Below are 13,772 nucleotides of genomic sequence, written 5' to 3'. Positions count from 1 at the left end.
GCCGCCTTCCAGCCCGCATGCGCCTCGGCCACCGCGGCCCGCTCCACCTCGGCCTCGGCGAAGCGGGCGAGCAGGTCGCGATGCGCGCGCGGGTCGAGCAGGCCCTGCGCCGCGAACTGGCCGTCGACCTCGATCATCAGGTCGGCCACGTCGCGCATCAGCCGGGCGCTGACCGGCGCGTCGTTGATGAAGCCGCGGCTGCGGCCGTCGCGCCCGATCTGCCGGCGCAGCACCAGGCCGTCGTCGAGGTCGGCGTCGAGGCCCTGCTCGGCCAGCAGCGCGCGCACCGGGCTGTCGCCGGGCAGCGCGAAGGCGGCGGCGACCGTCGCCTGGGTGCAGCCGGCGCGGATCAGGGCGGAATCCGCCCGCCCGCCGAGCGCGAGGCCGAGGGCATCGAGCAGGATGGACTTGCCGGCGCCGGTCTCGCCGGTCAGCACGGTCAGACCCGGATGGCAATCCAGGTCCAGCCGGTCGATCAGCACGACGTCGCGGATCGACAGGGATTGCAGCATCGGGGGTCTAGAACAGGTCGTCGAGCCAGGAGATGCCGGTCAGGCCGTCATAGGCATCCTCGTTGCCCGGGATGTCGCCGCCCTCGATCAGCTCGTAGCTGTCGATGTACCAGACGCTGCCAGGGTAGTTGTAGCCGAGCACCGCGGCGACCTGCTGCGCCTCGCTGGTCAGCCCCAGCGCCGCATAGGCCTCGGCGATGCGGTGCAGCGCCTCCGGCACGTGGGTGGTTGTCTGGTAGTCGGTGATCACCGCCCTGAACCGGTTGATCGCGGCGGTGTACTGGCCCTGGCGCAGGTAGTAGCGCCCGATCTCCATCTGCTTGCCGGCGAGGTGGTCGCGGGCGAGGTCGATCTTCAGCGCCGCATCGCGGGCGTAGTCGGTGCCCGGGAAGCGGGTCACCACGTCCTGCAGCGACGACAACGCCAGCTGGGTCAACCGCTGGTCGCGGGTCACGTCGGCGATCTGCTCGTAATAGCACAGCGCCTTCAGGTAGTAGGCGTAGGCCGTGTCGGAATTGCCCGGATGCAGCTCGATGAACCGGTCGAGCGCGACGACGGCGTCGTCGTAGTTGCCCTTCTGATAGGCGGCGAAGGCCGCCATCAGCTGCGCCTTGGTCGCCCACACCGAATAGGGATGCTGGCGGTCGACCTCCTCGAACGCGGCCTGCGCGGCCTCGTATTCGGCGGCGGCGAGGTTGTCGAGGGCCGTGTTGTACAGGTCCTCGACCGGCTGCTCGACATAGGCCTCTTCCTCGGCGCCGCCGCAGCCGGTCAGCGCCATCAGCGCGCCGGCCAGCGCCGCCCCGACGAATAGACCCGGCCGCACGCGGCGGCCCGTTCCCGTTAAGGTCATCCTGTCCCGATTTCCACGCCGTTCATCGCCCGTGCGGCCACGACTCATCCGGTCGCGCCACAACCCCAGCCTGCTTATACCAGCCTGCCGCCTCCGGGAACAAGGCGGGCCGCCGCAGCGGCCCGTACACGCGGCCCTGCGGGGCCGGACCGGCCGGTCAGCCGGCCAGCGCGCGCCGCATCGACGTCGCCGTCTCCGCCGCGGTCGACCAGCGCCAGGCCCCTTCCTCGGCGAACAGGGCGCGCAGCACCTGGTTGTTCAGCCGGTGGCCGGGGCGGGTGCCGGAATAGGCCGCGGCAAGCCGACCGCCGGCCAGATAGAGGTCGCCGACCGCGTCCAGAACCTTATGGCGCACGAACTCGTCGTCGTAGCGCAGGCCGTCCTCGTTCAGCACCTTGTCGCCGCTGATCACGACCGCGTTGTCCAGCGAGCCGCCGCGGGCCAGGCCGGATTCCATCAGCCGCACCACGTCGTGGTGGAAGCCGAAGGTGCGCGCCCGCGCCACCTCCGTCCGGAACGTCGCCGGCGTCACCGCCATCGACGCCACCTGATGGCCGATCACCGGGCTGTCGAAGTCGATCTCGCAATGCACCGACCAGCGTGCCGACGGCATCAGCGTCGCGACCGAGGCGTCGTGGCGGACCTGCACCGGCCGCAGCACCTCGATCACCCGGCGGGCCGCGGTCTGCTGCGCGATGCCGGCGCATTCGATCAGGAATACGAACGGGGCCGCGCTGCCGTCCATGATCGGCACCTCGGGGCCCTTGACCTCGACCACCGCGTTGTCGATGCCCATGCCGGCGAAGGCCGACATCAGGTGCTCGACGGTGCAAACTTTCACGCCGTCCTGGTTGCCCAGCGTGGTGCACAGCGTCGTCTCGACCACATGGTCCCAGCGCGCCGGGATCGCGACCCCGCGCCCGCCGATATCGGAGCGGCGGAAGAGGATGCCGGTGCCTTCCTCGGCCGGGTGCAGCGTCATCGTCGCGCGCTCGCCCGAATGCAGGCCGATGCCGGAGCAGTGGATGGAACTCTTCAGGGTGCGCTGGCGGCTCTCGTCCGGCAGCGTCTCGATCGGCAGGACCACCTGGCGCGGACGGCGCGCGGGCACGGACGCCGGTGCGTCCTCCGCGTTGCCGCCTGCGATATAGCTGCTTCCGTCCATTCGGCCTGCCCTGTTCAGTCGTGCCCGACCCGGTTCGTCCGGCTTCGGCACGCCCTGAAGCTATGCGGCAGGCGCCGCCAAATGAAATCAATGTTTGTTTCTTATTGTTTCCGTCGCGGCAGGAAAGCCGCACCGCGCGCTCACACCGGCGCGGTCGCCGCCTCCAGCCAGGCGCGGGTCGCCGCGTCGACCTGCGGCCCGATCACGGTGAGCACGCGCCGGTGATAGGCGTTCAGCCAATCGCGCTCGGCGTCGGTCAACAGGCCGACGGCGACTAGGTTGCGGTCGATCGGCGCCAGGGTCAGAGTCTCGAATTCCAGCATCGGCCGACCGCCCTCGACCGCGTGGGCGCTGTCGCGCACCGCGACCAGGTTCTCGATGCGGATGCCGAACGCGCCTTCCTTGTAGAAGCCGGGCTCGTTGGAGACGATCATGCCGGGCGCCAGCGCCACCGTGTTCGGCGCCTTGGAGATGCGCTGCGGACCCTCGTGCACGCTGAGATAGCTGCCGACGCCGTGGCCGGTGCCGTGGTCGTAGTCGAGCCCGACCGACCACAGCGGCAGCCGCGCCAGCGCGTCGAGCTGCGAACCGGTGGTGCCGACCGGAAAGCGCGCGGTCGCCAGCGCGATGTGGCCCTTCAGCACCCGGGTGAAGCGGTCGCGCATCTCGTCCGTCGGCGTGCCGATGGCGATGCTGCGGGTGACGTCGGTGGTGCCGTCCAGATACTGGCCGCCGCTGTCGACCAGGTAGATCGAGCCGGGCTCGAGCCGCCGGTTGGTCGCCTCCGAGGCGCGGTAGTGGACGATGGCGCCGTTCGGGCCGGCGCCGGAGATGGTGTCGAAGCTGTAGCCGCGGAAGAAGCCGCCCTCGGCGCGGATCGCCGCCAGCCGGGCGATGGCGCCGAGCTCGTCGACCGTGCCCTTCGGCCCCTCCTCGGCGATCCAGGCGAGGAATCGCGACAGCGCGGCGCCGTCGCGCCGGTGCGCCGCCCGGATGCCGTCGAGCTCGACCGCGTTCTTGCAGGCCTTGGGCAGGGCGCAGGGATCGCCACCGGGCGCGAGCCGGGCACCGCCCCGGGTCAGGCGATTGGCGATCCAGCCGGACAGCGACTGCGCGTCGATGCGGACCGTGGCGCCGGCCTTCGCCAGCTGGTCGAGGGCGGCACCCATCCGATCCGGCGGCGCCACCGCGACCGCGTTGCCGAGATGGGCGGACAGCGACGGCACCGCCTTGCGCGGGTCCATGAACAGCTCGACATGGGCGTCGTCGTGCAGGATGGCGAAGGACAGCGCGAACGGCGTGTTCGGCACGTCGGCACCGCGGATGTTGAGCAGCCAGGCGATCGAATCCGGCGCGGACAGCACCACCGCCTGCTGGCCGGCCTGCTTCAGCTCGTCGGCCAGCGCCACCCGCTTGTCCTGCGACGAGCGCCCGCTGAACTGCAGTGGGTGCGGCACGGCGGGGGTGATCGGCGGCGGCGGCTGATCGGCCCAGACCGCGTCGACCGGGTTGGTCTCGACCAGCACCAGCTCCGCTCGGGCCTCGGCGCAGGCCGCCTTCCAGCGGTCGATCTCGGCGGCGCCATGCAGCCAAGGGTCGAGGCCGAGCCGGTCGCCGGCGGCGAGCGCGCCCGGGATCCACCGGGTCGGCGGTGTTTCGATCAGGTGCAGCGGCGTATAGACGCCGGTATCGACCTGCTGGCGGACCTGCAGCGTATAGCGGCCGTCGACGAAGATCGCGGCCTGGTTCGCCAGCACGACGGCGACGCCGGCCGAGCCGGTGAAGCCGGTCAGCCACGCCAGCCGCTCGGCCCGCGCCGGCACATACTCGCCCTGGTGCTCGTCGCCGCGCGGCACGACAGATCCGGCCAGCCCGCGCGCCTGCAGCGCTGCCCGCAGCGCCGCGACACGCGCCGGGCCGTCGCCGGCGCCGCGGTCGAGCAGCCGCGCCGCCAGCGCGCGCCGGGCGTCGTCGTGCGCACGCGCCGCCGCACCGTCCGCCTCGGCCAGCAGCAGCGGGTCGATCAGCTCCAGCCAGCCCCGGCCGATCGGCTCCGGCCCGGCGGCGATGCCGGCGAGCAGCGCCCGGACCTCGTCGACCGGCCGGCGCACGCCGGCCTCGGTCAGCGCACGCGCCAGTGCGGGCCAATCCACCAGATCGTCCTTCGTCCAGAGCGGGGCCGGACCTTCCATCGTCGCATTCTCCTCGCAGGCCGCCGTGCCGGGCGGACGGCGCACCGGGATAGCACAGCTTTGCCGGCGCCGCGCTAGCCGCGTCGGGCCAGCATCAGCGTGGCCCAGCCTTCGCTGACATAGCAGTCGCGCAGGCACAATCCCTGGCGGCGGAAGGCGGCCAGCACCAGCGGCTGCTGGGCGGCCAGCAAGCCGGACAGGATGACCGTGCCGTCGCGGGTGAGATTGGCCGCCATGCCGGGCGCCAGCGCCGCCAGCGGCCGGGCCAGGATGTTGGCGACGATCAGGTCGAACGGTCCGGGCGCACGCACCACGCGCTGGGCGAAACTGCGCCCCTCGACCGGCCGGATCAGGGTCGCCAGACGGTTGGCGCGCGCGTTTTCCGCCGCGACCCGGACCGAGTCCGGGTCAATGTCGACCGCGTGCACCGGGCGCCGCCACAGCCGGGCCATCGCCATCGCCAGGATGCCGGTGCCGGTGCCGAGGTCGAGCAGCCGCAGCGGCCTGACCCGGCGTGCCAGCCGGTCGAGCATCAGCAGGCAGCCGCGGGTGGTGGCATGCTCGCCGGTGCCGAAGGCGACATTGGCGTCCAGCGTGATCGCCAGCGCCGACTGCGGCAACGGCGCGGTGTCGTGCGAGGGCCGGACGACGAAGCGGCCGATCCTGAGCGCGCGGAAGGTGGCCAGGTTCTGCGCCACCCAGTCGACGCCGGGCAGCGGGCCGATGGCCGGCTGGATGCCGCCGGCGCCGTGCAGCGCGGTCAGAAGCGCTATCGAGGCGTGGATGTCCGGCACCGCGGTGCGGTCGACGCCATAGGCCTCCACCCGCCAGTCGCCGCCCGGCGAGACCTCGAAAGCGGCGACCGCGCCGGCATGCTCCTCCCACGCCGCCGCCAGCGCTTCGGCGACGGCCTGAGGTGCGATGCAGGAGATCAGCAGAGGGCCATCCCCGGCCGCCGGTGGGCTCATGCGCGATCGGCCGGGATGACGAAGCTGGCCAGCACCCGCTTCTCGCCCGCCTTGTCGAATTCGACCGCCAGCTTCTCGCCTTCCACCACGGTGATCAGGCCATAGCCGAACTTCTGGTGGAACACGCGCTCGCCCTCGGCGTAGCGCGCTTCCTCCGCCGCGGTGCGCACCACCGCCTCGGCCACGCCGTCGATCACCGGCGGGCCGCCGCGGCGCTGGCGCGGCTGGTCGTAGCGCCGCCCCGGCGCGTTGGTGCGTCCGCCGCTGCGCCAGATCGGGCCCCAGTCCGTGGCCCCGGCCGCATACAGCGCGGTCGCCTCGGAAAAGCCGCCGCCGCTGCGGCCGCGATAGATGCCGTCGTCGGCCGCGCGCAGCACATGTTCATCCGGCAGCTCATCGATGAAGCGCGACGGCAGCGCGCTCTGCCACAGGTTGTTGATGCGGCGGTTGGCGGCATAGGAGACATAGGCGCGCCGCTTGGCGCGGGTCAGGCCGACATAGGCCAGCCGCCGCTCCTCCTCCAGGCCCTTCAGGCCGGTCTCGTCGAGCGCGCGCTGGTGCGGGAACAGCCCCTCCTCCCAGCCGGGCAGGAAGACGTGCTCGAACTCCAGGCCCTTGGCGCTGTGCAGCGTCATGATCGAGACCATGTCGCCGCCGGCCTGCTCGGTCTGCTCGGCCACCAGGCTGACATGGTCGAGGAACGCGCGCAGGGTGTCGAACTCCTGCATCGCGACGACCATCTCCTTCAGGTTCTCCAGCCGGCCCGGCGCCTCCGCCGACTTGTCGGCCCGCCACATGTCGGTATAGCCGGATTCGTCGAGGATGATGCCGGCCAGCTCGTCATGGGCGCAGGTTTCCGCCATCGCCCGCCAGCGGTCGAAGTCGGCGATCAGGTTGGTGAAGGCCCGGCGCAGCCCGCGGCGTCAGCTCGTCGGTCTCCACCAGCCGGCGGACCGCGGTGTAGAGCGAGACGCCCTGCCCGCGCGCCGCGACGTGCACATGCTGCAGCGACGCCTGGCCGATGCCGCGGCTCGGTTTGTTGACGATCCGCTCCAGCGCCAGGTCGTCGTCGGGCTGGACGACCACGCGCAGATAGGCGATCGCGTCGCGGATTTCCTTCCGCTCGTAGAAGCGCGGGCCGCCGATCACCCGGTAAGGCACGCCCAGCGTCAGCAGCCGTTCCTCGAACTCGCGGGTCTGGAAGCCGGCGCGGACCAGGATCGCCATCTCGTGCAGCGCGCGGCCGTCGCGCTGCAGCGCCTCGATCTCCTCGCCGATGACCCGCGCCTCTTCCGGCCCGTCCCAGATGCCGCGGATGCGCACCCTGTCGTCGTCGTCGCGCTCGGTCCACAGCGTCTTGCCGAGCCGGCCCTCGTTGTGGGCGATCAGCCCCGACGCCGCGCCGAGGATGTGCGGGCTGGAGCGGTAGTTCTGCTCCAGCCGGATCACGGCGGCGCCCGGGAAGTCCTGCTCGAAGCGCAGGATGTTGCCGACCTCCGCGCCGCGCCAGCCGTAGATCGACTGGTCGTCGTCGCCGACGCAGCAGATGTTGCGATGGCGCTGGGCCAGCAGGCGCAGCCACAGATACTGGGCGACGTTGGTGTCCTGGTACTCGTCGACCAGGATGTAACGGAACCGGTCCTGATAGCGGGCGAGGATGTCGCCGTCGGTCGCGAACAGCGTCAGGCAGTGCAGCAGCAGGTCGCCGAAATCGGCGGCGTTCAACACCCGCAGCCGCTCCTGATACTGGGCGTAGAGCGCCTGCGCCTTGCCGTCGGCGAAATCGCCGGCCTCGGCCCGCGTCACCTTCTCCGGCGTCAGGCCGCGGTCCTTCCAGCGCTGGATCACCGCGTTCAGCGCACGCGGCGGCCAGCGCTTCTCGTCGATGTCGGCCGCCTGCAGGATCTGCTTCAGCAGCCGGTGCTGGTCGTCGACGTCGAGGATGGTGAAGTTCGCCTGCAGGCCGACCAGCTCGGCATGGGCGCGGACGATTCGCGCCGCCAGCGCGTGGAAGGTGCCGATCCACCAGCCTTCCACCGGGCGCTGCAGCAGCGCGCCGACCCGCTCGCGCATCTCGTGCGCCGCCTTGTTGGTGAAGGTGACCGCCAGCAGCTCGCTCGGCCGGGCGCGGCCGGTGACCAGGATGTGCGCCAGCCGCGTGGTCAGCACCCGGGTCTTGCCGGTACCGGCGCCGGCCAGCACCAGCACCGGCCCGTCGACGGCGGCCACGGCCTCGCGCTGGCGCGCGTTCAGCGTCGCGAAATAGGGTGGGTCCATGGCGGTGGCGGGCGCGGTCATCGTCCTGCGGGCGTTCCGGGAATGTTGCGATTCCCATATAGGCTATCACGCGGCCGCAGGCACGCGAACACGACAGCCGGACGCGCCTACTCCACCCGCTCGGCGATCCACTGGCAGGGGTCGACCCGGCACAGCGTGGGCCGGAACGCGAGCCGGTCGGGTCCGAGCAGCCTGTAGAAATAGGTCTCCAGGCTGTGGGCGTCCTGCAGGTTGAGGGCGGTCGAATTGGGGTCGGTCTCGTCGGCCTGGCCCGGGACGATCAGCCGGATGGTGCGCGAATCGATCTGGTAGCGTCCGGCACGGGCGCTCATCGCGCCGGCCGCGCCGGTCACTTCCAGTGCCGCGTCGCCGCCGGGCGCGATCACCAGACGCCAGATCTCCATGCCGCCATAGGCGTCCGGGATCTGGGCCTCCCAGGTGCCGACCACGACGGCGACCACCTCGGGCGCCGGCACCGCCTCGGGCACGCTCGGCGAGCGGGTCGCGGCATCCCCGGGTGCCGCCTGCGCCCAGGCGCCGGCCGGCGCGAAGGCCAGCGCCAGCAGGCCGAGGACCAGGGCTCGGAATGCGTTGCGTCGCGTTGCGGCTGCTGCGGGTCTGCTCATCGTTCGGTTGTCGCTGCGGCGAAGGGCGCCGACCATGGCCTCCAGGAACGCGCGCCGGATGTCGAAATTATGGCAAAGGCCGGCGCAGCCGAACCTTCGGCCGGGCGGCCTCAGCCATGGCCCTCCTGCTCGGTAACGCGGTCGCGCAGAGCCCGGTGCATCGCGCGCAACACGTCGCGCGCGTCGACCTGGCCGACGAGCCGGCACTGCTGTGTGTCGGCCACCACCGGCAGCCGGCTGGCGCCGGACGTCTCCAGCCGGCGCCGCGCCTCCTCCAGCGACGCATCGGGGGTCAGCGCCGGGACGGCCTGCGAGGCGATGTCGGCCGCTGTCACCGGCGCTTCGCCCTCGCCCTCCTCGGCATCGACCAGCTCGGCCAACGCCTCGAGCCGGATCACGCCGCGCAGCCGGCCGTCCGCCTCCACCACATAGACCTGCCCGCCCGGCGCATAGGGCAGGCGGTCGCGCACCACCGCCAGCGGCGCATCGGCGGCGACCGTCGCCGGGTCGGCGCGCATCACCGTGCGTACGGGAATGCCCTCGGTCACCAGGGCGACGCGGTCGCCGGAAATGTCGCGGCCGCGCTGGCGCAGCTGGGTGTGGAACCACGACCGGCCCTTCAGCTCGAACTGCACGACCCCGCCGACCACCGTGGCGACCATCATCGCCGCGGTCAGCGGATAGCTGCCGGTCAGCTCGAACACCATCAGGATCGTCGAGATCGGCGCGCCCAGCACCGCGCCGGCCACCGCCGTGGTGCCGACCAGCGCGTAGACGCCGTGCGACGAGGCCAGCGCGGGAAAGATCTGCGCCGCGATCAGCCCGAACGCCCCGCCGTACATCGCGCCGAGATAGAGCGAGGGCGAGAAGACGCCGCCGCCGAAGCCGAATCCGATCGACAGCACGGTCGCGGCGAACTTGGCGGCAAGCAGCGCCAGCATCATGCCGAGCGGCAGTCCCGCCTGCAGCGCGGAGTCGGTCGACGCGTAGCCGACGCCCATCACCTCGGGGAAAAAGACCGCGATGGCCGCGATCAGCAGCCCGCCGACGGCGGGCCTGGCCCAAGCCGGCAGCCGCGTCGCCGCCGCCCCGGCGCGCAGCGCCTCGGCGGTGCGCACAAAGGCGGTGGCGATCACCGCAGCCCCGGCGCCGAGCAGCGCGAAGGCGGGGAACTCCCAGACCGAGGCCATCTCGTGCGGCGGCACCACAAACGCCGGAAAATCGCCGAAATGGGCGCGCGAGATCATGGTGCCGGCCACCGACGCGATCACGATGGGTGCGAAGGCGCGCAGCCCGTAGTTGCCGATCACCACCTCCAGCGCGAAGAACACGCCGGCGATGGGCGCGTTGAACGAGGCGGCGATCGCCGCGGCGACGCCGCAGCCGATCAGGATGCGCACCGAATCGCGGTCCAGCCGCAGCCAGCCGCCGATCTGGCAGGCGACGCTGGCGCCGAGGTGGACGACGGGACCCTCGCGGCCGACGGAAGCACCGACGCCGATGGAACCGGCGCTGATCGCGGCGTGGACCGCGCCTTCGCGCAGCGACAGGCGCCGACCCGGCCTGACATAGGCGTCGATGACGTCGGCAACGCCCTCGGGGCGGCCGTCGCGGGTGATCCGGGCAATCGCAAGGCCGACGACAAGCCCGCCCAGGGGCAGCGTCAGCAGCGGCCACCACCACCACGGGTCCCCGTCGCCGGTGCCGGCAAAGGCGATGTTGGCCTCCAGCCACGCCACCGCCAGGCTGAAGCCGATGGCCGCGTAGGCCGAGGCGAAGCCGAGCACCAGGGCAAGGCCGAGCAGGCCGAGGTCGCGATGGCCGCCCAGCCAGCCGACGATCCGGCGCCGGGCGGCGGCATAGGGGAATGTCGGGGGCGCAGCCATCCCGCGATCCGCGCCGACTCAGGGCTTTGCGTCGGTCACAACGACAGCAGGGTGCCGTGTGGCCGCCGCGGCGGCAAGCGCGGGGTTGGCGGCGGAACGCGGCCGGTCAGCTGGCCTTCTGCATGTCGGCCGCCAGCATGGTCTCGTTGCAGACCCGGTTGCGGCCCGAATTCTTCGCCAGATAGAGCGACGAGTCGGCGCGGGACATGAACGACTGCACCGATTCGTGCCGGCGATACTGGCTGACGCCGATCGACAGGTTGACCGAGCCGATGGTCTCGCCGGTGGTGCGCTTGACCAGGTTCTTGCTGGCGACCAGTTCGCGGATCTGGTCGGCGAGCAAGGTGGCGTCGCGCAGCCGGGTCTCCGGCAGCAGGATGACGAACTCCTCGCCGCCATAGCGTGCGGCCACGTCGCGACCCTTGACGCTGTCGCGCAGGACCTTGGCAACCAGCTTCAGCACCTGGTCGCCGATCTGGTGGCCGTAGCGGTCGTTGAACTGCTTGAAATGGTCGATGTCGACCATGCACAGGCACAGCGGCCGCTCGCTCGTCGCCGACAGCGAGGCCAGCTCGCGCAACACGGAGTCGAAGAAGCGCCGGTTCGGGATGCCGGTCAGCGCATCGGTCATCACCTCTTCGCGCACCGAGACCAGGTGGTTGCGCAATTCCAGGATGTGCTGGTTCGAGCGGGACAGCTGGGCCTCCAGCACCCGCGACCGCTGCAGCATCTGGCGCGTGTTGGTGATCAGCTCGGAGGTGACGCTGCGCAGGGTATCGACGTCGAGCGCGGCGTCGAGGCGCCCGGACGCGCCGCTCAGCACCTCGCCGAATGTGCGGGTGTCGGCGCCCGCGGTCCCGACCAGGTTGAGGACCTGGCCGACAGTCTCCTCGATCTTGGCCGTGGTCTCGCGCAGCTCGTGCTCGGTGTTCGAGTCCTGCAGGAAGCGGTTGTAGATCTGCTCCAGGTCGGCGTCGCCGACCTTCTGGTGCTCGTCGATCAGGTTGTCGATCATGGCCGACAGGTCGGGCCGCGAGCCGGAGAAGTAGGCGAACCAGACCTCGTAATTGCGCGGGATGGGCTGGTTGCCGAACTGGCGCATGCGGTCGAACGACGAACCTGCAATCGCCACCAGCTCGTCGTAGCCCTTCGAATTTGTCGTCATGAACTCTCGACCCTCGCAGTCGTTCGCGCCGAGCCGGACCGGAGTCCGGTGCCCAGGACGTGACCGCCTGCCCCTGATTCTCTCGCCGACCCAAGGTTATGGCGAACCGCTGAACGAGCCCTTAATGCCGGGCGTCGCCGACGGCCCGCGGTGGCCGTACGGGTCCGCGGCACGTTGTTGCGAGCCCGCAACAGAGCCGTGTGACAGAAAAGGCACAGACCCGCCTGCAAGCGCGCGGCGCCGCGTACGGCCCGCAGGACGGCTCTGGCGCACGCGCGCGTCTCGCTATTAATATTTTGTCAGAGGAAGTTCGGGCGTTACTATCGCGGCGCCAAAGTCGGCGGCCGCCGGTGCATGCGTGACGGCCGGGTTGTCGCCGCGCGGTGCGGCCCGGCAGCGGGCGTTGCCCCCGCGCAACATGCGCGGCCCGGCGGCGACGGTTGCCTTCCGGTCGAACGGCCGGCGGTTTGGTTTGAGACGGTCTTAGGTGATGGCATGACACGAGACGCGATCGAACGGCAGCCGGCGGCGGCGTTGGCGGCGCGCAATCGGAGAGGCCGCGCGCGGACGCGCCTGACCGCGATCGTGGCGGCGGCGGGTCTGGCCGCCTGTTCGACCGCCTCCGAGGAGACCAGCACGGTCAACGACCCGCTGGAGCCGTTCAACCGCTACATGCTGTCGATCAACGAAGGTGTCGACACCGTCGTGCTGCGCCCGGTGGCGGTCGCCTATCGCGACCTGATCCCCTATCCGGTGCAGGACGCCGTCCACAACTTCCTGAACAACCTGTCCGAGCCGGTCACCCTGATCAACCAGGTGCTGCAGGGCCAGATCGACGAAGCCGGCCACACCATGGGCCGGTTCATGGCCAACTCCGTGCTCGGGCTCGGCGGCACCCTCGTCATCGTCGACATCGACGACCAGCCCGGCGAGCGCGAGGACTTCGGGCAGACCCTGGCCAGCTGGGGCGTCGACGAGGGCTTCTACCTCGTCCTGCCGCTGATCGGCCCGACCAACACGCGCGATTCGGTCGGCCGCATCGTCGATTTCTTCACCGACCCGTTCAACATCTGGGCGGTGGCGACCAACAACGAAGGCGCGCGGCTGATCCGCACCGGGCTGACGGTGGTGGACACACGCGTGCGCACGATCGAGGCGATCGACGCCCTGAAGGCCGACTCGCTCGACTTCTATGCCCGGCTGCGCTCGGCCTATCAGCAGCGGCGCAATGCCGAGATCGAGAACCGGGCGACCAGCGACACGCCGTTCGGCGAAGAACCCTTCGACGAAGAGGACGTGGAGTAGTTGCCTGGCGCGACGCCGGCCCTATGATTGATTGGCTTCAGAGCCGGACTGGAACGGGACGCGAAATGAATCGGTTGTGGCGAGGCGTGGCAGCGCTGGCGTTGCTTGTGGTCATGTGCGCGCCGGTGCGCGCAGAGGCCGACACCGCTGCGGCGGCGGCGTTCATCGAGGACCTGGGCCAGACGGCAATCGACACCCTGACCGGGACGAACCTGAGCCGCGAGCAGCGCGAGGCGCAGTTCCGTACCTTGCTGGCGGCCAACTTCGACGTGCCGCGGATCGGCAACTTCGTGCTCGGGCAATACCGGCGCCAGGCCTCCGACGCGGAACTGGCCGATTTCTACGACGTGTTCGAGGACACGATGGTGGCGACCTATGTCGGCCGGTTCGAGGAATATTCGGGCCACGGCTTCACGGTCGGCCGCGCCGTCCCAGACGGCAGCAGCGGCGCCATCGTCACCACGTCGGTAACGACGCCGAACGGCCAGGACGCACGCGTGGACTGGCGGGTCCGCACCAGCGACGCCGGTTTCGTGGTGGTCGACGTGGCGATCGAAGGCGTCAGCATCGCGCAGACCCTGCGCGAGGAATATGCCTCGGTGCTGCAGCAGAACGGCGGCACGGTGACCGGCCTGACCGAGGCCCTGCGCGCCCGCCTGGGCTGAGTCCGCCGCGGCCGCGCCGGGACGCCGGCGCCGGCAGCGACCGGCGCCAGTGACGGCGCTCACTTCATTACAGTCCGGCGCTGGTATTTGCTGCTGCGCCCGACGCCGATTTCGGCTATAAGCGGCCCTTCCCCGATGCCCGACCTCCGGCCGGCCCA

10 protein-coding genes and 1 pseudogene are annotated in these 13,772 nt (G+C 71.1%); 2 read left to right on the top strand and 9 right to left on the bottom strand.

The annotated features are described in order from the left end of the window. The 9 genes and pseudogenes from R3F55_15995 to R3F55_15955 form a co-directional block, all read right to left on the bottom strand. On the bottom strand, positions 1–512 hold a 512-nt coding region (locus R3F55_15995; protein ID MEZ5668907.1), incomplete at its 3' end, for an AAA family ATPase. 7 nt (positions 513–519) lie between these two features. Then, the gene (locus tag R3F55_15990; GenBank protein MEZ5668906.1) at positions 520–1,338 is read right to left on the bottom strand and encodes an outer membrane protein assembly factor BamD; all 819 of its coding nucleotides are present in this window, start codon (positions 1,336–1,338) and stop codon (positions 520–522) included. A 184-nt stretch (positions 1,339–1,522) separates the two neighbouring features. Further along, a complete protein-coding gene (gene lpxC, locus R3F55_15985) occupies positions 1,523–2,530 on the bottom strand; it encodes a UDP-3-O-acyl-N-acetylglucosamine deacetylase (GenBank protein MEZ5668905.1) in 1,008 nt (335 codons plus the stop codon). 140 nt (positions 2,531–2,670) lie between these two features. Then, positions 2,671–4,683, bottom strand: coding sequence for an aminopeptidase P family protein (locus R3F55_15980; protein ID MEZ5668904.1), 2,013 nt, complete (start codon positions 4,681–4,683; stop codon positions 2,671–2,673). 113 nt (positions 4,684–4,796) lie between these two features. Continuing rightward, positions 4,797–5,690, bottom strand: a complete 894-nt coding sequence (locus tag R3F55_15975) for a 50S ribosomal protein L11 methyltransferase (GenBank protein ID MEZ5668903.1) — start codon at positions 5,688–5,690, stop codon at positions 4,797–4,799. Then, positions 5,687–7,988, bottom strand: a pseudogene (locus tag R3F55_15970) (UvrD-helicase domain-containing protein). Before R3F55_15970 ends, R3F55_15975 begins: the two are co-directional and overlap by 4 nt. An 86-nt stretch (positions 7,989–8,074) precedes the next feature. Then, entirely contained in the window at positions 8,075–8,593 is a 519-nt protein-coding gene (locus tag R3F55_15965) for a hypothetical protein (protein MEZ5668902.1), read from the bottom strand. 110 nt (positions 8,594–8,703) lie between these two features. Continuing rightward, the gene (locus tag R3F55_15960) at positions 8,704–10,479 is read right to left on the bottom strand and encodes a chloride channel protein (GenBank protein MEZ5668901.1); all 1,776 of its coding nucleotides are present in this window, start codon (positions 10,477–10,479) and stop codon (positions 8,704–8,706) included. Positions 10,480–10,585: 106 nt separating this feature from the next. Further along, a complete protein-coding gene (locus R3F55_15955) occupies positions 10,586–11,644 on the bottom strand; it encodes a GGDEF domain-containing protein (protein MEZ5668900.1) in 1,059 nt (352 codons plus the stop codon). A gap of 495 nt (positions 11,645–12,139) precedes the next feature. Between R3F55_15955 and R3F55_15950 the strand changes: the two genes are divergently transcribed. Together R3F55_15950 and R3F55_15945 are read left to right on the top strand one after the other, a co-directional pair. Next, entirely contained in the window at positions 12,140–12,949 is an 810-nt protein-coding gene (locus R3F55_15950) for a VacJ family lipoprotein (protein ID MEZ5668899.1), read from the top strand. A gap of 125 nt (positions 12,950–13,074) precedes the next feature. Further along, positions 13,075–13,614, top strand: coding sequence for an ABC transporter substrate-binding protein (locus R3F55_15945; protein MEZ5668898.1), 540 nt, complete (start codon positions 13,075–13,077; stop codon positions 13,612–13,614). The last annotated feature ends 158 nt before the right edge of the window (positions 13,615–13,772 follow it).

It is taken from the genome of Alphaproteobacteria bacterium, from assembly GCA_041396705.1.
Lineage (GTDB): Bacteria > Pseudomonadota > Alphaproteobacteria > CALKHQ01 > CALKHQ01 > CALKHQ01.
The sequence above is the reverse complement of the archived record's forward strand: the minus strand, read 5'-3'. Positions and strand labels throughout refer to the sequence as shown.

Bases quoted from the DNA above. Each gene is read 5' to 3' on its own strand.
- lpxC (MEZ5668905.1), bottom strand. From the start codon at position 2,530: ATGGACGGAAGCAGCTATATCGCAGGCGGCAACGCGGAGGACGCACCG.
- R3F55_15975 (MEZ5668903.1), bottom strand. From the start codon at position 5,690: ATGAGCCCACCGGCGGCCGGGGATGGCCCTCTGCTGATCTCCTGCATC.
- R3F55_15965 (MEZ5668902.1), bottom strand. From the start codon at position 8,593: ATGAGCAGACCCGCAGCAGCCGCAACGCGACGCAACGCATTCCGAGCC.
- R3F55_15960 (MEZ5668901.1), bottom strand. From the start codon at position 10,479: ATGGCTGCGCCCCCGACATTCCCCTATGCCGCCGCCCGGCGCCGGATC.
- R3F55_15955 (MEZ5668900.1), bottom strand. From the start codon at position 11,644: ATGACGACAAATTCGAAGGGCTACGACGAGCTGGTGGCGATTGCAGGT.
- R3F55_15950 (MEZ5668899.1), top strand. From the start codon at position 12,140: ATGACACGAGACGCGATCGAACGGCAGCCGGCGGCGGCGTTGGCGGCG.